This is a genomic window from Saccharomonospora xinjiangensis XJ-54, assembly GCF_000258175.1.
GTDB classification, from domain to species: domain Bacteria; phylum Actinomycetota; class Actinomycetes; order Mycobacteriales; family Pseudonocardiaceae; genus Saccharomonospora; species Saccharomonospora xinjiangensis.
This window is the reverse complement of record NZ_JH636049.1, coordinates 1,363,622-1,386,158: the sequence shown is the minus strand read 5'-3', so window position 1 is coordinate 1,386,158 and position 22,537 is coordinate 1,363,622. Positions and strand designations below refer to the sequence as shown.

Annotated in this window: 23 protein-coding genes; 17 read left to right on the top strand and 6 right to left on the bottom strand. The window is 68.1% G+C overall.

All coding sequences use genetic code 11. The annotated features are described in order from the left end of the window. Window positions 1–92: 92 nt before the first annotated feature. Genes SACXIDRAFT_RS05760 through SACXIDRAFT_RS23270 form a run of 7 tightly spaced genes read left to right on the top strand, consistent with a single transcriptional unit; the run spans window position 93 to window position 5,215 of the window. On the top strand, window positions 93–1,148 hold the full coding sequence (locus tag SACXIDRAFT_RS05760) for an NADH-quinone oxidoreductase subunit B family protein (RefSeq protein WP_006237566.1): 1,056 nt from the start codon (window positions 93–95) through the stop codon (window positions 1,146–1,148). Window positions 1,149–1,175: 27 nt separating this feature from the next. Next, the gene (locus SACXIDRAFT_RS05755) at window positions 1,176–2,975 is read left to right on the top strand and encodes a nickel-dependent hydrogenase large subunit (protein ID WP_006237565.1); all 1,800 of its coding nucleotides are present in this window, start codon (window positions 1,176–1,178) and stop codon (window positions 2,973–2,975) included. A 6-nt stretch (window positions 2,976–2,981) separates the two neighbouring features. After that, entirely contained in the window at window positions 2,982–3,479 is a 498-nt protein-coding gene (locus SACXIDRAFT_RS05750; protein WP_006237564.1) for a NifU-related iron-sulfur-binding protein, read from the top strand. After that, on the top strand, window positions 3,476–4,222 hold the full coding sequence (locus SACXIDRAFT_RS05745; RefSeq protein ID WP_006237563.1) for a DUF5947 family protein: 747 nt from the start codon (window positions 3,476–3,478) through the stop codon (window positions 4,220–4,222). The genes SACXIDRAFT_RS05750 and SACXIDRAFT_RS05745 overlap by 4 nt, the downstream gene beginning before the upstream one ends. A gap of 50 nt (window positions 4,223–4,272) precedes the next feature. Continuing rightward, window positions 4,273–4,419, top strand: a complete 147-nt coding sequence (locus SACXIDRAFT_RS23520; protein WP_232285258.1) for a hypothetical protein — start codon at window positions 4,273–4,275, stop codon at window positions 4,417–4,419. Further along, a complete protein-coding gene (locus SACXIDRAFT_RS05740) occupies window positions 4,416–5,075 on the top strand; it encodes a DUF6084 family protein (RefSeq protein ID WP_040922060.1) in 660 nt (219 codons plus the stop codon). The genes SACXIDRAFT_RS23520 and SACXIDRAFT_RS05740 overlap by 4 nt, the downstream gene beginning before the upstream one ends. After that, the gene (locus SACXIDRAFT_RS23270) at window positions 5,075–5,215 is read left to right on the top strand and encodes a hypothetical protein (RefSeq protein ID WP_006237560.1); all 141 of its coding nucleotides are present in this window, start codon (window positions 5,075–5,077) and stop codon (window positions 5,213–5,215) included. The genes SACXIDRAFT_RS05740 and SACXIDRAFT_RS23270 overlap by 1 nt, the downstream gene beginning before the upstream one ends. Window positions 5,216–5,232: 17 nt before the next feature. Here SACXIDRAFT_RS23270 and SACXIDRAFT_RS05735 read toward each other — a convergent pair whose 3' ends face one another. The 4 genes from SACXIDRAFT_RS05735 to SACXIDRAFT_RS05720 form a co-directional block, all read right to left on the bottom strand. After that, window positions 5,233–5,967 (bottom strand): class I SAM-dependent methyltransferase, encoded by a 735-nt coding sequence (locus SACXIDRAFT_RS05735; RefSeq protein ID WP_050986994.1) that lies wholly within the window; start codon window positions 5,965–5,967, stop codon window positions 5,233–5,235. A gap of 383 nt (window positions 5,968–6,350) precedes the next feature. Beyond that, window positions 6,351–6,629: a WhiB family transcriptional regulator gene (locus tag SACXIDRAFT_RS05730; protein ID WP_006237558.1), complete on the bottom strand. Its 279-nt coding sequence runs from the start codon at window positions 6,627–6,629 to the stop codon at window positions 6,351–6,353. 75 nt (window positions 6,630–6,704) lie between these two features. Continuing rightward, the gene (locus SACXIDRAFT_RS05725; protein ID WP_006237557.1) at window positions 6,705–7,625 is read right to left on the bottom strand and encodes a ribonuclease Z; all 921 of its coding nucleotides are present in this window, start codon (window positions 7,623–7,625) and stop codon (window positions 6,705–6,707) included. Between the two features lie 71 nt (window positions 7,626–7,696). Next, a complete protein-coding gene (locus SACXIDRAFT_RS05720; protein WP_006237556.1) occupies window positions 7,697–8,116 on the bottom strand; it encodes a CBS domain-containing protein in 420 nt (139 codons plus the stop codon). A gap of 166 nt (window positions 8,117–8,282) precedes the next feature. On the opposite strand from SACXIDRAFT_RS05720, the gene SACXIDRAFT_RS05715 reads away from it, so the two are divergent. The 3 genes from SACXIDRAFT_RS05715 to SACXIDRAFT_RS05705 all read left to right on the top strand — a co-directional run bounded on the left by SACXIDRAFT_RS05715 (window position 8,283) and on the right by SACXIDRAFT_RS05705 (window position 14,035). Next, window positions 8,283–9,323 (top strand): DNA polymerase IV, encoded by a 1,041-nt coding sequence (locus SACXIDRAFT_RS05715; RefSeq protein WP_006237555.1) that lies wholly within the window; start codon window positions 8,283–8,285, stop codon window positions 9,321–9,323. Window positions 9,324–9,467: 144 nt separating this feature from the next. After that, window positions 9,468–11,525 (top strand): DNA gyrase/topoisomerase IV subunit B, encoded by a 2,058-nt coding sequence (locus SACXIDRAFT_RS05710; RefSeq protein ID WP_006237554.1) that lies wholly within the window; start codon window positions 9,468–9,470, stop codon window positions 11,523–11,525. A gap of 26 nt (window positions 11,526–11,551) precedes the next feature. Then, window positions 11,552–14,035 carry a DNA gyrase/topoisomerase IV subunit A gene (locus tag SACXIDRAFT_RS05705; RefSeq protein ID WP_006237553.1) on the top strand — a complete coding sequence of 828 codons (2,484 nt, stop codon included), beginning with the start codon at window positions 11,552–11,554 and terminating at the stop codon, window positions 14,033–14,035. Window positions 14,036–14,058: 23 nt separating this feature from the next. Here SACXIDRAFT_RS05705 and SACXIDRAFT_RS05700 read toward each other — a convergent pair whose 3' ends face one another. Together SACXIDRAFT_RS05700 and SACXIDRAFT_RS05695 are read right to left on the bottom strand one after the other, a co-directional pair. Then, complete coding sequence (locus SACXIDRAFT_RS05700) at window positions 14,059–15,003, bottom strand: pseudouridine synthase (RefSeq protein ID WP_040922059.1); 945 nt, start codon at window positions 15,001–15,003, stop codon at window positions 14,059–14,061. 246 nt (window positions 15,004–15,249) lie between these two features. Further along, window positions 15,250–16,233 carry a sugar-binding transcriptional regulator gene (locus SACXIDRAFT_RS05695; protein ID WP_040922058.1) on the bottom strand — a complete coding sequence of 328 codons (984 nt, stop codon included), beginning with the start codon at window positions 16,231–16,233 and terminating at the stop codon, window positions 15,250–15,252. Between the two features lie 128 nt (window positions 16,234–16,361). Here SACXIDRAFT_RS05695 and SACXIDRAFT_RS05690 point away from each other — a divergent pair, with 128 nt between their 5' ends. The 7 genes from SACXIDRAFT_RS05690 (at window position 16,362) to SACXIDRAFT_RS05660 (ending at window position 22,470) form a co-directional block, all read left to right on the top strand. Further along, the gene (locus SACXIDRAFT_RS05690) at window positions 16,362–17,360 is read left to right on the top strand and encodes a zinc-dependent alcohol dehydrogenase family protein (protein ID WP_006237550.1); all 999 of its coding nucleotides are present in this window, start codon (window positions 16,362–16,364) and stop codon (window positions 17,358–17,360) included. Window positions 17,361–17,363: 3 nt separating this feature from the next. Next, on the top strand, window positions 17,364–18,713 hold the full coding sequence (locus SACXIDRAFT_RS05685; protein WP_006237549.1) for an ABC transporter substrate-binding protein: 1,350 nt from the start codon (window positions 17,364–17,366) through the stop codon (window positions 18,711–18,713). Beyond that, window positions 18,710–19,645 carry a carbohydrate ABC transporter permease gene (locus tag SACXIDRAFT_RS05680; protein ID WP_006237548.1) on the top strand — a complete coding sequence of 312 codons (936 nt, stop codon included), beginning with the start codon at window positions 18,710–18,712 and terminating at the stop codon, window positions 19,643–19,645. Before SACXIDRAFT_RS05685 ends, SACXIDRAFT_RS05680 begins: the two co-directional genes overlap by 4 nt. Further along, the gene (locus SACXIDRAFT_RS05675; RefSeq protein ID WP_006237547.1) at window positions 19,642–20,451 is read left to right on the top strand and encodes a carbohydrate ABC transporter permease; all 810 of its coding nucleotides are present in this window, start codon (window positions 19,642–19,644) and stop codon (window positions 20,449–20,451) included. Before SACXIDRAFT_RS05680 ends, SACXIDRAFT_RS05675 begins: the two co-directional genes overlap by 4 nt. A 134-nt stretch (window positions 20,452–20,585) precedes the next feature. Then, window positions 20,586–20,960: a hypothetical protein gene (locus SACXIDRAFT_RS05670; protein WP_040922057.1), complete on the top strand. Its 375-nt coding sequence runs from the start codon at window positions 20,586–20,588 to the stop codon at window positions 20,958–20,960. Continuing rightward, window positions 20,957–21,538: an SPW repeat domain-containing protein gene (locus SACXIDRAFT_RS05665; RefSeq protein WP_006237545.1), complete on the top strand. Its 582-nt coding sequence runs from the start codon at window positions 20,957–20,959 to the stop codon at window positions 21,536–21,538. Before SACXIDRAFT_RS05670 ends, SACXIDRAFT_RS05665 begins: the two co-directional genes overlap by 4 nt. After that, window positions 21,535–22,470, top strand: coding sequence for a universal stress protein (locus SACXIDRAFT_RS05660; protein ID WP_006237544.1), 936 nt, complete (start codon window positions 21,535–21,537; stop codon window positions 22,468–22,470). Before SACXIDRAFT_RS05665 ends, SACXIDRAFT_RS05660 begins: the two co-directional genes overlap by 4 nt. Window positions 22,471–22,537: the final 67 nt, after the last annotated feature.

The window sequence follows — 22,537 nt, the reverse complement described above, 5'->3', positions numbered from 1 at the left end:
GTTTCTACCCGCGCCCGAGGAGGTTCAAACAAGTCCACTCCGGACGGGGGCGAAGCTGTGCGAAGCGTTCGCCGGGGCCGCACTGTGGACGCATGAGCACACAGGCAAGCGCCACCGCCGTCGAAGAGATCCACATCCTGTGGACCTCGGAGGGAATGAGCTGCGACGGTGACACCGTCTCGGTCACCGCAGCGTCACTGCCGAGCATCGAGGACGTGGTGCTGTCGGCCGTTCCCGGAATCCCTAAGGTGCATCTGCACAACAAGGTGCTCGCCTACGAGACGGGGGAGGATTTCCTCCGGCCGTTCTTCCAGGCGGCCAACGGTGAACTCGGCGCGCCGTTCATCTTCGTCGTCGAGGGCTCCATCCCCAACGAGAACATCCACAGCGACCCCGACGGGTTCTGGACGGCCATGGGCAACGATCCCGAGACCGGCAAGCCCAAGACCCTCAACCGGTGGATCGACGAACTCGCCCCGAAAGCGTGGGCCGTCGTCGCCATCGGCACCTGTGCCACCTACGGCGGGATTCACGCCATGGCGGGAAACCCGACAGGGTGCATGGGGCTCGTTGACTATCTCGGTGAGGATTTCCGGTCGGCCGGTGGCCTGCCCGTCATCAACATCCCCGGCTGTCCGGTGCAGCCCGACAACTTCATGGAGACCCTGCTGTGGGTGCTGCACCAGGCAGCAGGGCTCGCACCCACCATCCCGCTGGACGACCAGCTCCGGCCGCAGTGGCTCTTCGGTAAGACCGTGCACGAGGGCTGCGATCGCGCGGCCTACTACGAGCAGGCCGACTTCGCCCACGACTACAACTCCCCGAAGTGCCAGGTCAAGATCGGCTGCTGGGGACCCGTGGTGAACTGCAACGTCACCAAGCGGGGCTGGATGGACGGCGTCGGAGGGTGCCCCAACGTCGGCGGCGTGTGCATCGGCTGCACGATGCCCGGATTCCCCGACAAGTTCATGCCGTTCATGGACGAGCCGCCTGGCGGTTCCCTCTCGTCCGCGCTGCTGAGCGTGTACGGGCCTTTCGTGCGCACGATGCGCAGCATCACGAACAAGACAGTCAACACAGAGCCGAAGTGGCGCCACCCCGGCGAGAAACTCACCACCGGCTACCAACCCCGCTACCCCCGAGCCTGAGATCCCCCGAGCAGGAGCGAATCACCCATGTCCCAGACCCAGCGAGAGGTCCGTACCCCGACCCAGCGCGAGTTGGTCGAGGTCAACTTCGACCCGATCACCCGCATCGTCGGCAACCTCGGCATCTACACGAAGGTGGATTTCGCCAACAACGAGGTCGTCGAGTGCCGGAGCACCTCGTCGCTGTTCCGCGGCTACAGCGTGTTCATGAAGGGCAAGGACCCGCGTGACTCGCACTTCATCACCAGCCGGATCTGCGGCATCTGCGGTGACAACCACGCGGTGTGCTCGATCTACGCGCAGAACATGGCCTACGGCGTGAAACCACCACCGCTCGCCGACACGATCATGAACCTCGGTGAGGCCGCCGAGTTCATGTTCGACCACACGATCTTCCAGGACAACATGGTCTTCGTTGACTTCTGCGAGCGGATGGTCGCCGAGACCAACCCCGGCCTGCTCAAGCGCGCGGAGACCACCGAAGCCCCTCGCGGTGACCTGCACGGACGCCGCACCATCGCCGACATCATGCGCGCGTTCAACCCGTTCGAGGGCGAGGTCTACAAACAAGCCCTCCAGATCAGCCGGATCACCAGGGAGATGTGCTGCCTCATGGAGGGCAGACACGTGCACCCCTCCACCCTGTACCCCGGCGGTGTCGGGACGGTGGCGACGCCGCAGGTGTTCACCGACTACCTCACCCGGCTGCTGCGCTGCCTCGACTTCGTGAAGCAGGCCGTCGCCATGAACGACGACGTGTTCGACTTCTTCTACGACGCGCTGCCCGGCTACGAGGAGGTCGGCAGGAGGAGGATTCTCCTCGGCTGCTGGGGCTGTTTCCAGGACCCGTACTCGGTGGACTACCGCTACGAGAACATGGCGAGCTGGGGCCGTGACATGTACGTCACACCCGGCATCGTGGTGGACGGCGAGCTGCTCACCAACAACCTCGTCGATATCAACCTGGGCATGCGCATCCTGCTCGGCAGCTCCTACTACGACGACTGGACGAACGAGCAGACGTTCGTGGAGCGCGACCCGCTCGGCAACCCCGTCGATCAGCGGCACCCGTGGAACCAGACGACGCTGCCCGTCCCGCAGGCCCGTGACCTGGAGAACGGCAACTACAGCTGGGTGATGAGCCCGCGCTGGTTCGACCCGTCGAGCCGCGAACACCTGGCACTCGACACCGGGGGCGGCCCGCTGGCGAGGCTGTGGGCGACGGCGCTGAACGGTCTCGTGGACACGCCGTACGTCAAGGCGACCGGTGGGGCCGTGCAGATCGACCTGCCCGCCACACCGCAGACCCCGGACGTGCGGCTGGAATGGCGGCCACCCCGCTACGCCAACACCCTCGAACGCGACAGGGCGCGGATGTACTTCGTCGCCTACGCGGCTGGCATGGCGTTGCACTTCGTCGAGCAGGCGCTCCAGGAGGTGCGTTCCGGCAACACGAAGGTGTTCGAGAACTTCGAGGTCCCGGACGAGGCCATCGGCGTCGGTTTCCACGAGGCGGTGCGGGGTGTGCTGTCGCACCACCTGGTGATCCGCGACGGGAAGATCGCCAACTATCACCCCTACCCGCCAACCCCGTGGAACGCGAGCCCTCGCGACAGCTACGGGACGCCGGGGCCGTACGAGGACGCGGTGCAGGGGACGCCGATCTTCGAGGAGAACGGCAGGGAGAACTTCAAGGGCATCGACATCATGCGCACGGTGCGCAGCTTCGACCCGTGCCTGCCGTGTGGTGTGCACATGTACCTCGGGGAGGGCAAGGTGCTCAAGAAGATCGCCTCCCCCACGTTCGGCGCGGCGCACCCGGCGTGATCGTCGATGGGTGAGCACGGGAAGGACGACATCGGGCGCATCCGCCGCAGGCTCTCCGAACTCGACGACGGACTCGCCGGGTTGTCGGAGCGAGCCGACGGCGAGGCGCTCGACACGGTGCGGGCCCTCGTCGAAATCTACGGCGAGGCACTGGCCCGAGTGGTGGCCATCGCGACCGAGACCGCGCCCGGACTCCATGACACGCTGGGCCGCGACGAGCTCGTCGGGCATCTGCTGCTGGTGCACGACCTGCACCCCCACGATCCGGCGACCCGTATCCGTCGCGCGCTGGAGGAGCTCGGACCACGGCTCGCCGCCGAGCTGACCGGCTACGACGACGGTGTGGCCACCGTGTCGGTCGAGGGTGCCGCGCGAGCGGGAGGCGACGCCGAGGAGACGGTGAAAGGTACCGTGGCCGCCGCGGCTCCCGAGGTGAGGGACGTGCGCGTGCGGGTGCGAACCGAACCCGCGTTCGTCCCGCTCACGGCGGTGCGGTCGCGATGAAGGGGCCTGTCACGGAGAGCGTGACCCGGCCGTTGCCCCTCGGCAGGCTCCGGGAGCTGGCTCGCGCCGCCACCGGCTCCGCCGAGGAACGCCATCGGTGCGAGTTGTGCGGGGAGATCGTGCCTGATGCGCACCGGCACCTGCTGCGGTTGCCGTCGAGGGAACTGTCGTGTGCGTGCAGGGCGTGCGCTGTGTTGTTCGACCGCGCGAACGCGCGAGCGGGCCGCTACCGCGCCGTGCCGGAGTCCCGCGAACGACTGCCCGGCACCCCGGTGGACGACGTCGGGTGGGCCGCGCTCGGGGTGCCTGTGGGACTCGCGTTCTTCGTGCGGCACGACGACGTGACGCGGGAGCAGCCGGATACCGGTGACGACTGTGACGATGGTGACGGCGGTGACGGCGGTGACGACGGTCACGATGCTGACGCCTCCGGCGCCGGTGAGGGGACGACCGTGATGGCGTACTACCCGAGCCCACTCGGGGTGGTCGGCACGGACGTCGATCCGCAGGCGTGGGAACGCCTTGTGCGCAAGCAGCCGTCGCTTTCGAGGCTCGAACCCGAGGTGAGGGCACTGCTCGTGCACCGTGACATCGGCGAGCAGTGGCTCCTGGGCATCGACGAGTGCTACCGGCTCGTCGCGCGGGTACGCGGCACGTGGAGCGGAATGACAGGAGGTGACGAGGTATGGCACGAGATCGGTCGTTTCTTCGCCGAGTTGCGGGGCGACGGCGTTCCGGCCTGAAACTCGGCAGGCCCGACGTGAGCGTCGATCTGCCCTCACACACCCGAGGGGTGAGACAGGGCAACAGCATCGGCAACTACGCCAAGCAGCAGGGGCATCTGCCGGACGGCAGGTCAACGGCGGAGCGGTCCACCGGAATCCGTTCTCGGCAGAGGAATCCCGTCCTGCCCGGGATGCCGAACCTGTCGCCGCCGTGAGCGCCGTAGTGAGTCCCGAGCTGTCGTGGGCGATCACCGGTGTGGACGCCGCGCCCGTGGACGCCGTGCCGACCCTCCGGTTCCGGCTGCGGGTCGGGTGCGAGGAGACCGGGCGCGCGGCGGTGGTGCGGTCGCTGACACTGGCGGTGTCCGTGCGGATCGCGGCGGCCCTGCGTGACTACAGCGAGGGGGAACGCCGTCGGCTGCGGGGCGTTTTCGGCACGCCCGGCCAGTGGGCCTCCGGCATCGGGGACCTCGTGTGGGCCCGGCCGGTGGTGCACGTGCCGGGTTTCACAGGGCACACCGAGGTGGACGTGCCGGTCGCCTGCGGTCAGGACGTCGAGCTGGCTTCGGTGAGCTATCTCTCCGCACTGGCGGACGGCGACGTGCCACTGCGGTTCCAGTTCAGCGGCACGCTGTTCCACGAGCGGGACGGCAGGCTCGCTGCGGCGCGGCTTCCGTGGGACAGCGAGACGACCTACCGGCTTCCTGTCGCGTGCTGGCAGCGGCTGCGGGAGGCGTACTTCGGGCGCCACCGGTGGCTACGGGTGGACGAGACGGTGTACGAGCGGTTGCACGACTACCGGGTGCGCCACGCGTACGGCTCGCCACAGGAAGCGATCGAATCTCTTCTGAAGCTGTCAGGGAGTGTGTGATGACGAGGAACAGAACGAACCGGGACGCCCGCCCGACGGTGGCCAGGATCGTGGCAGCCGTGGCCAGTGCCTTGGTGCTCGGGGTGCTAGCAAGGGAGCTGCCTGCCGTGGTGCGCTACGTCAAGATCAGGTCGATGTAGCACTCGCCCCATCGTCGTCAGGGTTTTCTGGCCACGCAGAGGATCGACTGGCCGAAGGGGATGGGCAACGTCTTCTCGATCGCTCTGGTGACTGGGACGACGTAGCGGTCGTACAGCGAGACAAGGCGCGGGTCGGGTGCCGTGGTGCCGCCCCTGCGCACAGCTGCCCACCAGGCGAAGGCGCCGAGGAAGTTGACGGGCCGGGCGAGTTCCACCACGAGCCCCGCCTCGCGGGCCGTGGCGGCCACGGTTGTGGGTGTGTAACGGCGGAAGTGCCCGACCCTGCGGTCGAACTCACCGTAGAGCTGCTGGTATCCGGGCACGAAGAGGACGACGTTGCCCCTCGAGGTCAGTGACCGCGAGAGCTGACGTAGAGCGCCGATGTCGTCCTCGATGTGTTCGAGGACGTTGATGGCGACGAGGGTGTGCACGGGTGTGGCGAGCGTGGTGGTTCCGTCGATGTCGTACTGCTGGACCTCCACCTCGGGCCGGTCGTGGAAGCGTTCCTTCAGCTTCTGCACCGCACCGGTGTCCACGTCCGTCACCACGTAGCGGTCGAAGCCTGTGAATCCGGAGGCGAACTCGCCGAGTCCCGCGCCGACCTCCAGGACGGTACGGCCGCAGTGGGGCCGGATGAGTTCACGCTGGTAGGCGAGGTAGCGGGGCTTGCCGTGATCGCTTTCGAGATCGCGTCCCGTCGCGGCACGGAACGCCGATGCCGAGTCGCGTGCCGCGTCGTCGAACTGCCGGATGCCCTCGTCCTGGGGTTCGTTGCGCTGCTCTTTCGCCACGTGCCCTCCCGTCTCAACGCTCGTTCGTTATCAGGATGTGGCCTGATCGTAATGCATGGAGAGGAATGAGATCGGGACGCCACGCGGCCCCGGGACGCCACGGCAGCACAGCGAAGGCACGTCCCCGGATTCGATCCAGGGACGTGCCTTCGAAAGAGGACCGGCGCACATCCGTCGCCTCTCGGCGAGTGGCGCGACGCGGCTCCAGCCGAACGGAATTCCGCGAAGGCATTTCCAGATGGGGCCCGGGGACTGTCAATGCGCACCGGCATGTGGTTCAACACCGGAGTGGAAGCCGCTGTTCCCCTTGGGGAATGAGCTGGCTCACAATTCGGTTCGCGAACTCAGGCGGCCTCGTCCGCGGCGTCCTGGACCCGGCTGGCCCGGCGATTCCGGTGAAGGAGATCACGCCGCTCGCGCTCGGTCAGTCCACCGAAGATTCCGTGGTCGAGGCCGTTCTCCAGCGCGTAGCGCAGGCACTGGTCACGAACGGGACATCTCGCGCACACCGCTTTCGCGCGGGCGGTCTGCCGCGCGCCGGGACCCATGTCGGAAACAGGGAAAAACAGCTCGGGATCTTCGTCACGACAGGCGGCATCCTGCCACCATTCACCATTCGTCATCGGCGTGCCGCCTCCTTTCGTCGTCGGTTGCTCGGAAGTGGGCAAACCCTGGAGGCAACGCGCCGTCGTGAAGCGTTATTCCGGGCGCGTCCTCCGCGGTACAGGTATCCGGGCCAGGTCGTGCGCGATCACGACTTCGCCGTCGAACACCTCAGCCGCCTGATCATGAAATTCGGCCATATTCGAATAGCGTTGTGAAAAATGCGTCAGCACCAGCGTGTGGACACCGCTCTCCCGCGCCACCCGCGCGGCCTGCCGGGCCGTCAGATGGCCGTGCGTGGTGGCCAAGTCCGCTTCGGCTTCGAGGAACGTGGCCTCGATCACCAGCAGGTCCGCACCCTCCGCGAGTGCGAACACGGCATCGCACAACCGCGTGTCCATCACGAACGCGAACCGCTGTCCCCGCCGGAGTGCGCTCACCTCGTCGAGGGTCACGGTGCGTCCGTTGACCAGCCACGATCCTTCCCGCGCCAGCGCGCCGACGTCCGGCCCCGCGACGCCGTGACGTGCCAGCAGGCGGGGGACCATGTTGCGGCGGTCGGGTTCGACGAGCCGGTACCCGAACGCCTCGACGGGATGGTCGAGGCGCAGGGCCGACAGCTCGCCGAACCCTCCTCGCGCCACGACACCGTCTCCCGTGACGGGTTCCTCGATCAGTTCGGTTGTCTCGTGGAAGACGCTGGCGTGCCGGAGCCGCTCGAAGTACGCCTGCCCCGACGCGGGGTAGTGCGCGTGCACCCTGGGAACACCGTCCAGGGAAAGCCGTTGAACGATACCGGGCACCCCGAGGCAGTGATCGCCGTGGAAGTGCGTCAGGCAGAGGCGGGTGACGGCACTCGCGGGAACCCCCGCGAATGTGAGCTGCCGCTGTGTTCCCTCACCGGGGTCGAACAGCAGGCCGATCGAGTCCCAGCGCAGGAGATACCCGTTGTGGTTGCGCGCGCGGGACGGCACCTGGCTGCCAGTGCCAAGGACGATCAGCTCACGGTTCGACACGCGGGCGACGGTACGGCCGGCAGGGTGGTCGCCGCATCCGATTTCGACCGCGGCCGACCTGCCCGGACCGGTCAGCGGTTGCCCCGAGCCGACGAGATGTCGCCGAGCGCCGAGTCCGGATCATGCTCCATCGCGGCATCCCCGATCGAGAACACCCCGACCGGCCTTCCCCTGTCCACGACAGGCACGCGGCGCACCGCGTGCTCGCGCATCCTCGCGACCACGTCGCCGGTCGCGTCGCCGGGACGAGCCGTGATCAACTGCTCGCTGCACACGTCGCGCAGCCGCGTCTTCGAGAGATCGTCGTGGTCGGCCAGCCCGCGAACCACCAGGTCGCGGTCGGTCACGATGCCACGGACCTCCTCGCCGTCGGACACCAGCACGTTTCCGATGTCGTCGTCCCGCATTCTGCGGGCGGCGTCGCGGACAGGGGTGTCGCCGGGCAGCGCGACGGGCTGAGGAGTCATCAGCTCCTTGACCAGCTGTGCCATGAGATCTCCTTTCCTCATCAGCGGTGTGGGTCAGTGCCCCTCACCGGCTCTCAACCGTCTGTTGTCACCCGGCCGGGTACCCCGGTGCCCCGCCGTTCTACTCCTCCTCGTCCTCTGTCTCCACGAGACCGTGCCCGGCCTGCCTCGCGGGGCGCATACTGCACAGGTGTCCACACCGGACTGGGTGCTGCATGTGGATCTCGACCAGTTCATCGCAGCGGTCGAGATCGCCCGCCATCCCGAACTGCGCGGAAAACCCGTCGTCGTGGGAGGCGCCGGAGATCCGAGCCTGCGCGGGGTGGTGGCCACCGCTTCCTACGAGGCGAGGGAGTTCGGCGTGCATTCCGGCATGCCGTTGCGAACGGCGGCCCGTCGCTGTCCCGACGCGATCTTCGTCGCGTCCGATCCGCCCGCGTACGAGGAGGTGTCGGAGCGGGTGATGGCCGTGCTGCGCGAGTTCCCCGTGGTGGTCGAGGTGGCGGGGTGGGACGAGGCGTTCCTCGGTGTGTCGGGTGAGCAGGCCCGCGACCCGGAGCGCCTCGCGAACGCCGTCCGCGAGGCGGTGTCGAGGCGCACGGGGTTGTCGTGTGCGGTCGGGATCGGGGACAACAAGCACACGGCCAAACTGGCGACGGGGTTCGCGAAACCCGGCGGGATCTACCGGCTGACCCGGCAGAACTGGACCGACGTCATGGGCGGGCTGCCCACCGACGCGTTGTGGGGGATCGGGTCGAAGACCCGGAACAAGCTCGCCGCTGCCGGTATCACCACCGTCTCCGACCTCGCCGGGGCCGATCCCACCGAACTGGCAGCGGAGTTCGGCCCCACACTCGGGCCCTACTTCCGTGCGCTGGCCCACGGCCTCGGCGACCGGGACGTGACGGCGACGCCGTACGTGTCGAAATCCCGGAGCCGCGAGATCACGTTCCAGCACGACATCAGCGACGCCGAGCGGCTGAGGGAACACCTGGCCAGGCTCGCGGAGCGGGTCGCGGGCGACGTCGCCGAGGAGGGGCGACCGGTCGCGCGGGTCGCCGTGAAGGTCCGTTTCGCACCGTTCGTCACGCGGACACGCAGTGTCACACTGGCATCGCCGACCAACGACGCGGCGGTGCTGGCACAGGCCGCCGCCGACGTGTTCGGACGCTTCACCGTGGACCGTCCCGTGCGGCTTCTCGGTGTGCGAGCCGAGTTCGTCAGGGAATGACGCCGGACACACCGACGTTGCATTACACGCGCGTCGTCTGTGTCGTTACGCTGCACTACGCTGATGCGGCACTCGAACAGTTGACCGAAACTGCTCGACGCACCCGTCACGATTCCGCGTATCACGACCTGGGAGAGCGACCACGTGACTGTCTCTGCTGAGAACCTCTACGGGGCCGACGACCTCACGCACCTCGAAGGTCTCGAAGCGGTGCGCAAGCGGCCGGGTATGTACATCGGGTCCACCGACAGTCGCGGGGTCAACCACCTGTTCACGGAGATCGTGGACAACTCGACGGACGAGGGCGTCGCGGGGCACGCGACGAAGATCGTGGTGACGCTGCACGCAGACGGCAGTGTGGAGGTCGCCGACGACGGGCGTGGCATCCCCACCGACACCCACGGCAAATCGGGTCTCAGCGGTGTGGAACTCGTGCTGACGCGCCTTCACGCGGGCGGCAAGTTCGGCGGCTCCGGGTACAAGACGTCCGGCGGTCTGCACGGTGTCGGCGCCTCGGCGGTGAACGCGCTGTCGCTGCGGTTCGACGTCACGGTGAAGTACGGCGGCAAGGTTCACGAGATGTCGTTCGCCCGTGGTGTGCCGGGAATCTTCGACGGTCCCGGCCCCAAGGCGAAGTTCACCCCGCAGTCCGGGTTGCGTTTCGTGCGGAAGATGAAGCGTGGTGAATCCACCGGCACCACCGTCCGCTACTGGTACGACGCCCGCTACTTCGAACGCGGCGCGCAGCTCGACGTGGACCTCGTGCGCGCGAAGCTGCGCCACACCGCGTTCCTGGTGCCCAGCGTCACGTACGTGCTGCGCACCGCCACCGACTCGGCCATCAACGAGGAGACCTTCCACTACCCCAACGGGCTCGCCGACATGGTGGAGTTTCTCGCGCCCTCTGGTGACCGCGCCGTGTGTGAGACCCAGTTCATCACCGGCGAGGGGACGTACAAGGAGAACGCGGCCGACGCCAACGGAGTCATGCAGTCCAATGTGGAGCGGCGGGCCGAGGTCGAGGTGGCGCTCCGCTGGGGAACCGGCTACGAACGCACCGTCGAGTGCTTCACCAACACCATCCGCAACGTCCACGGTGGAACGCACAGGAAGGGTTTCGAGCGGGGTCTCGTGCGGGCCGTCCACGACGCCATCTCGAAAACCCGTGGGCTGCTCAAGGCCAAGGAGGAGCCGCCCATCCTCGACGACGTGTGCGAGGGACTCACGGCTGTGGTGCATGTGCGCATCCCCGAGCCGCAATTCACGTCGCAGACCAAGGACGAGCTGTCCACCTCGGGTATCACCAAGGTGGTGCAGGGGCTCGTCGAAAAGCACATCAAAGCGTGGGCCGACAACCGCAGGAGCCGCACCGAGGCCAAGACGGTGCTGCAGAAGATCGTGGACGCCTCGCGCGTGCGGCTGACGCAGAAGCAGCAGAAGGACGCGGCACGGCGCAAGACCGCGCTCGAAGGCGCCGCCATGCCGCCGAAGCTCGTGGACTGCCGCAGCACCGGCATCGCCCGCAGTGAACTGTTCCTCGTGGAGGGTGACAGCGCGCTCGGCTCGGCGAGGATGGCGCGCGTGTCGGAGTACCAGGCGCTGCTGCCACTGCGCGGCAAGATCCTCAACGTGCAGAAGGCCAACCTCGGTGAGGCGCTCAAGAACGCCGAGATCGCGTCGATCGTGCAGGTACTCGGAGCGGGGACGGGGCGGACGTTCGACATCTCGACCATGCGCTACGGCCGCGTGATCCTGATGGCCGACGCCGATGTGGACGGCTCCCACATTCGGACGCTGCTGATCACGCTGTTCGCGAGGTACATGCGGCCGGTCATCGCCGAGGGCAGGCTCTACGCGGCCATGCCGCCGCTGCACAAGATCACCACGAAGGGGCGCGACTCCCGGACCTTCTACACCTACACCGAGCGCGAGATGGAGGCGAAGGTCGCCGAGCTGGAACGGTCGGGTAAGCAGGTCGTCAAGCCGGTGCCCCGGTTCAAGGGACTCGGCGAGATGGACGCCGACGAGTTGTGGGAGACCACGATGAACCCGGCGACCCGCTCGGTGCGCCGCATCACCCTCGACGACGCAGACGCCGCCGAGGCCGCGCTGGAGTTGCTCATGGGCGAGAAGGTCGAACCCCGCAGGAAGTGGCTCATCACGTCGGCCGCGAGGGTTGACCAGGCCGCGATCGACATCTGACGACACAGGAAAGCGACGACCAAGTCATGGCACGGCGTAAGAACCCGACCACCCGCGTCGATCCCTCCGCCTTCGACAGGGCGGGCGCGCGGGTCTTCGACAACCCGGTGAAGACCGAGATCGAGGACTCCTACCTGGAGTACGCCTACTCGGTCATCCACTCTCGCGCGCTGCCCGACGCGCGGGACGGCTTGAAGCCGGTCCATCGCCGCATCCTCTACTCGATGCACGAGAACGGTTACCGGCCCGATCACGCCTACGTGAAGTCGTCCCGCGTCGTGGGCGATGTGATGGGCCGTTACCACCCGCACGGCGACACGGCGATCTACGACGCCATGGTGCGGCTGGCTCAGGACTTCTCGATGAACGTGCCGCTGGTGGACGGGCACGGCAACTTCGGAAGCCCCGACGACGGACCCGCCGCGTCCCGTTACACCGAGGCCCGCATGTCGCCGGAGGCCATGCTGCTCGTGGGCGAGCTGGGCGAGGAGACCGTCGATTTCCGGCCGAACTACGACGGATCGCTGGCCGAGCCGTCGGTGCTGCCCTCGGCGTTTCCGAACCTGCTCGTCAACGGCACCTCCGGTATCGCGGTCGGCATGGCCACCAACATGATCCCGCACAACCTCGGCGAGGTCGTGGCCGCGGCGCGGTGGCTGATCAACCACCCGAACGCCTCACTGGACAAGCTGATGGAGTTCGTCCCGGGCCCCGACCTGCCCACCGGTGGGCACCTGCTGGGGCTCGACCAGGTGCGCAAGGCGTACGAGACCGGGCGCGGCGTCGTGCGGATGCGGGCGAAGGTCACCACAGGCCCCATCGAGGGCAGCCGAAGGCAGGGCATCACCGTCACCGAACTGCCCTACGGCGTCGGCCCCGAGAAGGTGATCGAGCGGATCACCGACGAGGTCAACAAGACGAAACGCCTCTCCGGCATCGCCGACGTCAAGGACCTCACCGACCGCGAGAACGGCACGAAGCTCGTCATCGAGTGCAAGGTCGGGGTGAACCCGCAGCCACTGCTCGCCGACCTCTACCGGCTCACTCCGCTGGAACAGTCGTTCGGCATCAACAACCTCGTGCTGGTGGACGGTCAGCCGCGCACGCTCGGGCTGAAGGAACTTCTCGAAGTCTTTCTCGCCCACCGGTACGAGGTCGTCACGCGGCGCACGCGGTACCGCAGGCGTAAGCGCGAGGACCGCCTGCACCTCGTCGAGGGTCTGCTCGTCGCGCTCCTCGACATCGACAAGGTGATCAAGCTGATCCGGGGGAGCGAGAACGCCAAGGCCGCGAAGGAAGGCCTGATGAGACGCTTCGCGCTGTCCGAGATCCAGGCCACCTACATCCTCGACACGCCGCTGCGCAGGCTCACCAAGTACGACAAGATCGAACTGGAGTCCGAAAAGGAGCGCCTCCGCGAGGAGATCGCGGAACTGACGGCAATCCTCGACGACGAGAAGGTGCTGAAGCGAGTCGTCTCCAGGGAACTCGCCGCCGTGGCCAAGCAGTTCTCCAGCCCGCGCCGCACCTCCCTCATCGACGGCGACCTCAAGGAGGTTCTGGAGGCGTCGAAACCCGCGGGTCCGCTCGAAGTGGCCGACGACCCGTGTCAGGTCATCCTGTCGTCCACCGGCTTGGTCGCGAGGACTGCGGCCGAGTCTGAGGAGGCCGTCGAGGGACGAAGGCGCAGCGGCAGGGCCAAGCACGACGCGATCGCCGCCATGGTCCATACCACCGCGCGCGGCCAGGTACTGCTAGTGACCAGCCGGGGCAGGGCGTTCAAGACCGACGTGCTGCCGCTGCCCGTGCTGCCGCAGTCGTCCGGCACCGTGTCGTTGCGCGGGGGGATGCCAGCGCGGGAACTCGTGCCATTGGAGGGCGACGAGCGCGTTGTGGGGCTCGCGCCGCTGGGAGAGCAGGCGGAAGGCTCGCCGGGCCTGGCTCTCGGCACCCGGCAGGGCGTGGTGAAGGTGTGCGCGCCCGACTGGCCGGTGCGGGCTGACGAGTTCGACGTCATCAGCCTCAGAGAGGGTGACGAGGTGGTCGGCGCCACCTGGCTCACCGACGGCACGGAGACGTTCACGTTCGTGTCGTCGCAGGCCGCGCTGCTGCGGTACGACGCCTCACTCGTGCGACCGCAGGGTCTGCGGGGCGGCGGCATCGCGGGTATCGCGCTCGGCAAGGCCGCCGAGGTGGTGTTCTTCGGCGCGGTGCGCGGTGACGACGCCGAGCACGGTGAGCCGATGGTGGTGACGGCCACCGGCGAGACCGTCAAGGTCACGCCGCTCTCGGAGTATCCGGCCAAGGGCAGGGCCACCGCGGGGGTGCGCGCGCACCGCTTCCTCACAGGTGAGAAGGGACTCGTGCTCGCCTGGGTGGGGCCACGTCCTGTCGGGTCGTCGAAGCGGGGTGAAGCGGTCGAGCTGCCCCAGGTGGACCTTCGAAGGGACGGTTCAGGCGCCGCTCACCCCGGGCCGGACGTGGTGGGCCACCAGATCGAACGTCCGTGACCGGCGGCGTCCGGGCCGGGCCCTCAAGCCGGCCCGGACAGCCACGCCGCATGATCCGACCACGCCACCAGCTCGCGCTTGCTCTCGAAGCGGCGGCGTTCACCGGTCACGGGATCGTCGAACTCCAGTGCCCTGGCGAGGAGCTGGAGTGGCCGGGTGAAGTCGTCGGGCGCGATCTCGCGGACCTCGGGATACAGCGGATCGCCGAGGATCGGGACGCCGAGGCTCGCCAGGTGGACGCGAAGCTGGTGCGTGCGGCCCGTCGTGGGGAGCAGCCGGTACCTGGCGAGGCCGTCCGCGTGGTCGAGCAGGTCCACGTGCGTCTCGGCGTTGGGCTCGCCGGGTATCTCCCGCGCTGTCGGAACCCCGCGCTTCTTGACGATGCGGCTGCGTACCGTGCGCGGCAGTTCCAGCCCGGGGTCGTACGGTGCGACGGCCTCGTACTCCTTGCGGACCAGCCGGTTCTGGAAAAGCTGCTGGTACGGCGCGCGCAGCTCGCGCCGGGTCACGAACAGCAGGAGCCCTGCCGTGACGCGGTCGAGCCGGTGTACCGGGGCGAGGTCGCGGATGCCGAGCAGGTGGCGCAGCCGTACCAGCGCCGTCTGCCGCACATGGCTGCCACGAGGTGTGGTGGCGAGGAAATGCGGTTTGTCGGCCACCACGATGTCGTCGTCGGCGTAAGCGACCTCGATCTCGAACGGCACCGGGACCTCGTCGGGAAGTTCGCGGTGGAACCAGACGAGGGTGTTCGGCAGATACGCCGAGTCAGGGGCGATCGGTCCGTCGAGGGTGACGAAGCGGCCCTGCCGCAGCATCTCGTCGATGTGTTCGGGCTGCAGCCGGTCGAGTTTGCGCACCAGGAAGTCGCGCGCCGTCTCCCACGGTCCGTGCGCGGGAAGCCGGATGCGGGCGGCGTCGAGCCCGTCGCGTTGCGGCAGGGGCGAAGGTGGTCTCCGCGCACGTCTCATGCCCGCACTGTATCCAGGCATCCCCGCCACCGTGTCCGCACCTGACGCACGGGTGTTGGCACCTCACGGACAGGCTCTTGCACTCCACGCACGGTTGCCTGCACTTGTCGTCCGTGTCCGCGCGGGAGGTGCGGACACGGGTGCGGGAGGTGCGGACACGGGTGCGGGAGGTGCGGACACGGGTGCGGGAGGTGCGGACACGGGTGCGGGAGGTGCGGACACGGGTGCGGGAGGTGCGGACACGGGTCAGCGCGACGGGGGGCGGCGTTCCGCGAGCGTGAGGACTCTGCGCGCGGTGTCGTGGTCTGTGACCAGGGTGCTCACCGTGCCGGAGCGGAGCACGGCGTCCACGGCCTCGGCCTTGGGAGTGGTGTAGCCGAGGGCGATCACCTCGGGAATCCGGCGCAGCTCCTCGTGGCTGATCGCGAGCACGTGGTGCGAAAGGCCGGTGTCGAGCGCGTTGCCGTCGGCGTCGAACAGCCGCGCCGCCACCTCGGCCTTCGCGCCCCGCTTCGCGATGGACTCCCGCTCCGCCGGTGACAGCGCGTCGTACACAGTGGACTCGTTCGGTTGCCACGCACCGATGCTCACCACGGCCTTGGTGAGATCGCGGAACCGCCGGAACGTTTCGACGATGCCCGGCTGCCTGCGGAGGATGTCCGTGGTTCTGCGGTCCGGCAGCACGAGAGGCGCGTAGATCGGGTAGGACTCGCCGCCGGACACACCCGCCAGCCTGGACACCGTCTCCACCGACCGGTCGCGCCTGTCGAGGCCGGCCTGGACACCGCAGAGCTGGACGATCGGGCAGCGCGGCAGCGTGCGGATGTGCTCGGTCATGACGTTCACCGAGCGCGCCCAGGACAGGCCGATGACGTCCTCGTCGGTGACGATCTCCGACAGCAGGCGGGCGGCCAGTGAGCCGATGCGCTGCCTGAGCACGGGCCGCGCTTCGGCCTTCTCCGCTCGTTCGAGCACGAATGCCCTGCGGAGTCCGTATGCCGAACGCAGCTCCTCCGACAGCGCGACATCGACGGGCTCCGGTAGGGAGAACTCGATCCGCACCAGGCCCTCGTGCAGCGCCCGCTCAAGCACCCTGGCGATTTTGAACCGGCTCTTGCCGACATCGTTCGCGATCTCCAGCTTCGATTCGCCCCGGACGTAGAAGCGGTGGGCGATGGCGGCTGCCTCGACGGCATCGAGCAGGGACCACGATCGATTACTCGCGCTCATGTGAGCACTATAGCGCCGATCTTTCGGGGCAATGTTGACGTCGTGGCCGGTTCGGTCGTTCAATGCCTGCACATCTGAGACGGATCTTTCTTCAAAGCGCTCGTCTGAGCGATGGAGAGGTGGGGCTTGTGCGTGCCGTTGTCGTGGATCGCCCTGGGAGTGTCCGGGTCGGTGACGTACCCGATCCGACACCGGGCCGAAGGGAGGTCGTGATCAAGGTCGGCGCGTGCGGCATCTGCGGCACCGACCTGCACATCGCCGACGGCCACTTCCCTCCGACGCCGTACCCGATCGTTCCGGGACACGAGTTCGCGGGCGAGATCGTGGAACTGGGCCCGGACGTGCGGGGTGGCTGGGCGATCGGTGACCGGGTCGCCGTCGATCCTTCGCTGTTCTGCGGGTACTGCGATCCCTGCCGGTCGGGGCGCGGCAACCTCTGTGCCAACTGGGGTGCCACGGGTGACACCGTTGACGGGGCGTTCGCCGAGTACGTCGCGGTTCCCTCCGCGACCTGCCACCGGTTGCCCGGCGAGTTGACCTACGCGCAGGGTGCGCTCGTCGAGCCGGTGTCCTGCGCCGTACACGGAATCCGCCGGATCGGTGTGGAGGCGGGCGAGCGTTTTCTCGTGATGGGCGCCGGCACGATGGGCCTGATCATGCAGCAGTTGCTCCAGCGTGCGGGGGCGCTCGTCACCGTGGCCGACCGCAACGCGGGGAGGCTGCCGAGGGCGAGTGCTCTCGGTGCCGCCGCCGTCGTCACCGATCCCGGAGAGCTGGACGGCGAGACGTTCGACGCCTCCGTCGATTGCACCGGCGCCGCACCCGCCATCGAGGCGGCGTTCGACAGGCTGCGCAGGGGCGGGCGGCTCCTCGTCTTCGGCGTCGCTCCGGAGCAGGAGCGGGTGTCACTGTCGCCGTACCGGTTCTACAACGACGAGATCACCGTCGTGGGTTCGATGGCGGTGCTGCACAGCTACGGCGCCGCGCTCGATCTCGTCGCGAGCGGCGCCATCGACACCGACGCGCTGGTGACGCACTCCCTTCCCCTTGAGCGGTTCACCGAGGCACTCGACCTGATGCGCGGCGGAACCGGGCTGAAGATCCAGGTCGTTCCGGGAGGTGAGTGAGCGATGTCGCGAGCCGCACGCCACCGCCTTCCCCTGCTCGTGCTGGCCGTGGTACTCACGGTCACCGGGTGCGCGGGCGCGGGGGCGATCGGAGCGAGTGGCCGCTCGCTCGTCGTCGCCATCGTGGCGAATCCCCAGATGAACGACGCCATCGCCCTGTCCGACCGGTTCGAGCGGGAGCACGGGGTCGAGGTGACGTTCGTGTCGCTTCCGGAGAACCAGGCCAGAGCGAAGATCACGGCCTCGACCGCGACGCAGGGCGGCGAGTTCGACATCGTGATGATCAGCAACTACGAGACGCCGCAGTGGGCGGCCAACGGCTGGTTGACCGACCTCGGCCCGTATCTGGAGGCGAACCCGGACTACGACGCGGACGACTTCATTCCCAGCATCCGCGACTCCCTTTCGTACGGCGCGTCGATGTACGCGGTGCCGTTCTACGGGGAGTCGTCGTTCCTCGCCTACCGCAAGGACCTTTTCGCCGAAGCGGGACTGACGATGCCGGAGCGTCCGACGTGGGAGCAGATCGCGGAGTTCGCCGCTGTGCTCGACGACGACGAGGCCGGGGTCGCCGGGATCTGCCTGCGCGGCAAACCGGGCTGGGGCGAGAGTCTCGCGCCGCTCACCACGGTGGTGAACACGTTCGGGGGGCGGTGGTTCGATGAGAACTGGAACGCGCGACTGACGTCGCCGGAATTCCGCGCGGCGACGCGGTTCTACGTCGATCTGGTGCGCGAGCACGGTGAGGTGGGCGCGTCCAGCGCGGGGTTCTCCGAGTGCGGCACCCGGTACACGCAGGGTCAGGCCGCCATGTGGTACGACGCGACGGTCATGGCTGGCACCAACGAGGACCCGGCCACCAGCAAGGTCGTCGGCAAGTCGGGGTACGTGCAGGCTCCGGTGGCCAAGACGGAGGCGAGCGGCTGGCTCTACACATGGGCGCTGGCGATCCCGGCGAGCACGGAGAACGCAGGCCTCGCCTGGGAGTTCCTGAGCTGGATGACCAGCAAGGACTACGTGCGGCTCGTCGGTGAGGAACTCGGGTGGAATCGCGTTCCGCCAGGCTGCCGACGCTCCACCTACGACATTCCCGAGTACCGCAGAGCCGCGAGCGCCTACGCCGATGCGACGCTCGACGGTATCCGCACCGCCGATCAAGACCACACCATGACGCGGCCGGTGCCGTACGAGGGCATCCAGTTCGTCGGCATCCCCGAGTTCCAGGATCTCGGCACGAGGGTGAGCCAGCAGATCTCGGCCGCCATCGCGGGTCGGCAGACCGTCGAGGAGGCGCTGCGACAGTCCCAGTCCTACGCCGAGACCGTCGGCGATTCGTACCGGGAGGCCCGATGACGACGATGACGACAGTGGCCGGGAAGACCTCAACGCCGTCTCAGGAACGTCGGGAGCCTCGGCGAGGAGAGAGCGGGTGGAAGCGCAGGGCGCCGCTGTTGCCCGCGCTCGTCTTCACGATCGCGGTGACGCAGGTGCCGTTCCTGCTGACGGTGATCTACTCGTTCCAGTCGTGGAACCTGGTGCGGCCCGGTTCGCGGCACTTCGTGGGGCTCGACAACTACGTCGATGTGTTCACCGACAGCCAGTTCAGGGTCGCGATGGTCAACACGGTGCTGTTGACCGTGGTGTGTGTGTTCGTGTCGATGCTGCTCGGCCTGGGTCTCGCTCTGTTGCTCGACAGGGCGTTCCCGGGTAGGGCGGTGGTGCGCACGCTGATCATCACGCCGTTTCTCATCCTTCCCGCCGCCGGTGCGTTGCTGTGGAAGACCACGATGTTCGACCCGGCGTACGGACTGGTGAACTTCCTGTTCGGCGCGGAGGTCGATTGGCTTTCGGAGTACCCGCTCGCGTCGGTGATGGCGCAGGTCGTGTGGCAGTGGACGCCGTTCATGACCTTGCTGCTGCTCGCCGGGCTCCAGGCGCAGTCGAAGGAGGTGCTTGAGGCCGCGCAGATGGACGGCGCGGGGCGGTGGCGGACGTTCGCGTCGGTGACGCTGCCGCAACTCGCCAGGTATCTGCACCTCGCCGCCTTGCTCGGCGCGATCTACATCGTCAACTCCTTCGACGCGATCTACCTCATGACGCAGGGCGGGCCCGGCACAGCGAGCACCAACCTGCCGTTCTACGTCTACCAGCGCGCGTTCGAGGGCTTCGACATCGGACAGTCGTCGGCGATGGGGGTCGTCGTCGTGGCGATGACACTGGTGGTCGCCACCTTCGCCCTGCGGTTGATGTTCCGTTCCTTCGACGTGAGCGGAGGCGTGAAATGAGGCTCACCCGCGCGGCGCTGACCGCGTTCACGTGGCTGGTGGCGATCCTGTTCGTGTTCCCCGTGGTGTGGATGGTGGTGACAGCGTTCAAGAGGGAGGCCGACGCCTACACCGATCCGCCGTCCGTGGTGTTCACGCCGACGCTGGAGCAGTTCGCGGGCGTCGTCGAACGCGGTTTCCTGCCGTATCTGGCCAATTCGGCGTTCGTGACGGCGCTCTCGACGGTGTTCGTGCTCCTGCTCGGCATCCCGGCCGCGTACGCGCTGTCGCTCGCCCCCGTCAAGCGCACGGAGAACGTGCTCGGGTTCTTCCTCTCCACGAAGATGCTTCCGGTCGTCGCCGCGATCATCCCGCTCTACGTCATCTCGCAGAACGTGCGATTGCTCGACCATGTCTGGGCCCTCGTCATCCTCTACACCGCCATGAACCTGCCACTCGCGGTGTGGATGATGCGCTCGTTCCTGCTGGAGGTGCCGAGGGAGATGATCGAGGCGGCTCGGATCGACGGCGCGTCGCTGCCGACGCTGCTCCGTCGCGTCGTGCTCCCCGTCGTGGCACCTGGCATTGCGGCGACGGCACTCATCTGTGTGATCTTTTCGTGGACGGAGTTCTTCTACGCGATCAACCTCACGGCCGCCCGGGCGGGCACGGTTCCGGTGTTCCTTTCCGGCTTCATCACCAGCGAGGGCCTGTACTGGGCGCAGCTGTCCGCCGCGGCCCTCCTCGCCTCACTACCGGTGATGATCATCGGTTGGATCGCGCAGAAGCACCTCGTACGAGGCTTGTCGATGGGGGCGGTGAAGTAGCGTCGCCGCCACCGGCGCCCGCGGGGAGGGTTGATCGCGCCGAGGCCAGGGAACCCGGTTGGCGTCGCCGTGGTCGCATCGAGCAGGGAGGTGACGGCGGAGTGCGCGGGATCGCCAGCGGGACTGCCCGTGGGATGGCCGGCGGGATCGTCGTCGCGTTGTTCACCTCCTCCGCGGTGGTACTCGCCGCCTGCTCGGGCTCGGACGATCAGGGGGAACCACCCCCCGCGTCCCCACCGGCGACCACACCCGGGCAGCCGGACCCCACTCCCACGGAGGGCACCGAGGTGACACTGCGCGGCACCATCTCGCGCGGTGTGGAGCCGAACTGCCTTGTGCTGACGACGGGAGGACGGGAGTACCTGCTGCTGGAGGGCGGCCCCGAGGTACGGCCGGGCGCGGAGGTCGTCGTGCACGGCACGCTGCGGCCCGGCATGGCCACCACCTGCATGCAGGGAACGCCGCTCGTCGTCGATGACGCCGACCTCGTCGAAGGAGGCTCAACGTGATTCGGCACGGACGCCGTGCGACCACGGCGAAGAGGCTCCTCCTCCGGCCGTCCGCGCCGGAGGAGCCCGCAGGGCCGTGGAAAGGCATGCGACCGCCGCACGCCAATCCGTCAGCCGTGCCCGAGGGCAGGAAACCGGAACCGGAACAACCTCCGGCATCGCATCGGACGTCGCCGGTTCCGTATCAGGACGTGCTGGCCGGGCTTCCCGCGGCGATCGCGTTCCTCGCGGGAGTGTGGCTCATCGTGTCGCCCGTGCTGATCGATCATCCCGCCACCGTGTTGGGAGTCTCGGCCGCGGTGCCGGACGTCGTGGCCGGTGTCGTGCTTGCCGCGTTTGGCGCGGCGAAGGCGGTGTCCCCGTTCGTGAGGCAATGGGCAGGCTGGGCGACCATGCTCGTCGGAATCTGGCTGATCGTCGCCCCGTTCGCGATGAACTACCACGGAGCTGAGGAGGGTGTGGCTGTCGTCAACGACGTCGTTGCCGGTGCCGTGGTGGTAGCGATGTCGATCGCCTCCCTGATTCTCGGCGCGCGATGGGGCGGCCGGAGGTCCGAGATCAAGAGGAGCGGCGCATGACGCGTTCGTGGTCGGCCGGTGGTGAGGTGGCAGGCGGGGTGTTGGCGTGTTTCGACGGCTCGGAGGGCGGACGACGCGCCGTGTGGTGGGCTGCCGGTGAGGCCGCCGCGTCCAGGAGTCCGCTGGTCATCGTGTGGTCGCTGGAGTGGGAGCCACCACGCGCGCAAGGGGAGGTCTCGGCTGAGAACCTCGACGCCCGCGCTGTCATCGAAGCCACGCGGCGGGAACTGGAGCTGGCCGCCGACGACTGCCGGTCGCTGTACCCGGATCTGACGGTGCACACGGCCATGCCCGACGGCGCACCCGAGGTCACGGTGACCCAGCTCGCCGAGGAGATCGCACCGGCCATGGTGGTGGCAGGCGCATCGGGCCGTGGTGCGTTGTCCCGGATGCTGCTCGGCTCCACCGTCGCCTACCTCGCGAGGTTCCTTCCCCAGCCGCTGGTCGTGGTGCGGGGCGAACCCGCTCCGCCCGATGCGCCCGTGGTGGTCGGGGTGGACGGGTCGGGCACCAGTGTGAGGGCTGTCGAATTCGCACTGACGTTCGCCGAGCGCCACGGAGCGCCGGTGCGTGCCGTGCATTCGTGGACCGACTGGCCGCTGGATATCTATGCGACCGCGCCGCCCGCGCAGGCCGGGCTTTACCACGTGGACGACACCGTGCAGGAAGCGGCGAGGGAGCAGTTCGAACAGGCGGCTCGTGAACACCCGGCCGTCGCGGTGGACTGGGAAGCGGTCACCGACCGGCCGACTCATGCGCTGCTGGACCGCTCCGAGGGAGCCCGCCTGCTCGTGGTCGGCAGTCATGGCAGGGGGCCGGTGACCAGAGCTCTGCTGGGTTCGGTGAGTCACGCCGTGCTGTACCACGCGCCGTGCCCCGTCGCGGTGCTGCGCGGTGAGGTCGAGTCGGAGGAACCCACCGAGGCTCGCTGAGGATGGCGAGCGGGGCGAGGAATGCGCTGGGAGAGGACGGCGGCTCGTGCCCCGGCGACATCGGGAG

Excerpts from the sequence above, each read along its gene's own strand:
- SACXIDRAFT_RS05660 (WP_006237544.1), top strand. The coding sequence starts at position 21,535 with ATGACGCGTTCGTGGTCGGCCGGTGGTGAGGTGGCAGGCGGGGTGTTG.
- SACXIDRAFT_RS05685 (WP_006237549.1), top strand. The coding sequence starts at position 17,364 with ATGTCGCGAGCCGCACGCCACCGCCTTCCCCTGCTCGTGCTGGCCGTG.
- SACXIDRAFT_RS05720 (WP_006237556.1), bottom strand. The coding sequence starts at position 8,116 with ATGGCACAGCTGGTCAAGGAGCTGATGACTCCTCAGCCCGTCGCGCTG.
- SACXIDRAFT_RS05675 (WP_006237547.1), top strand. The coding sequence starts at position 19,642 with ATGAGGCTCACCCGCGCGGCGCTGACCGCGTTCACGTGGCTGGTGGCG.
- SACXIDRAFT_RS23270 (WP_006237560.1), top strand. The coding sequence starts at position 5,075 with ATGACGAGGAACAGAACGAACCGGGACGCCCGCCCGACGGTGGCCAGG.
- SACXIDRAFT_RS05670 (WP_040922057.1), top strand. The coding sequence starts at position 20,586 with ATGGCCGGCGGGATCGTCGTCGCGTTGTTCACCTCCTCCGCGGTGGTA.
- SACXIDRAFT_RS05750 (WP_006237564.1), top strand. The coding sequence starts at position 2,982 with ATGGGTGAGCACGGGAAGGACGACATCGGGCGCATCCGCCGCAGGCTC.
- SACXIDRAFT_RS05755 (WP_006237565.1), top strand. The coding sequence starts at position 1,176 with ATGTCCCAGACCCAGCGAGAGGTCCGTACCCCGACCCAGCGCGAGTTG.
- SACXIDRAFT_RS05705 (WP_006237553.1), top strand. The coding sequence starts at position 11,552 with ATGGCACGGCGTAAGAACCCGACCACCCGCGTCGATCCCTCCGCCTTC.
- SACXIDRAFT_RS05760 (WP_006237566.1), top strand. The coding sequence starts at position 93 with ATGAGCACACAGGCAAGCGCCACCGCCGTCGAAGAGATCCACATCCTG.
- SACXIDRAFT_RS05745 (WP_006237563.1), top strand. The coding sequence starts at position 3,476 with ATGAAGGGGCCTGTCACGGAGAGCGTGACCCGGCCGTTGCCCCTCGGC.
- SACXIDRAFT_RS05695 (WP_040922058.1), bottom strand. The coding sequence starts at position 16,233 with ATGAGCGCGAGTAATCGATCGTGGTCCCTGCTCGATGCCGTCGAGGCA.
- SACXIDRAFT_RS05730 (WP_006237558.1), bottom strand. The coding sequence starts at position 6,629 with ATGACGAATGGTGAATGGTGGCAGGATGCCGCCTGTCGTGACGAAGAT.
- SACXIDRAFT_RS05680 (WP_006237548.1), top strand. The coding sequence starts at position 18,710 with ATGACGACGATGACGACAGTGGCCGGGAAGACCTCAACGCCGTCTCAG.
- SACXIDRAFT_RS05700 (WP_040922059.1), bottom strand. The coding sequence starts at position 15,003 with ATGAGACGTGCGCGGAGACCACCTTCGCCCCTGCCGCAACGCGACGGG.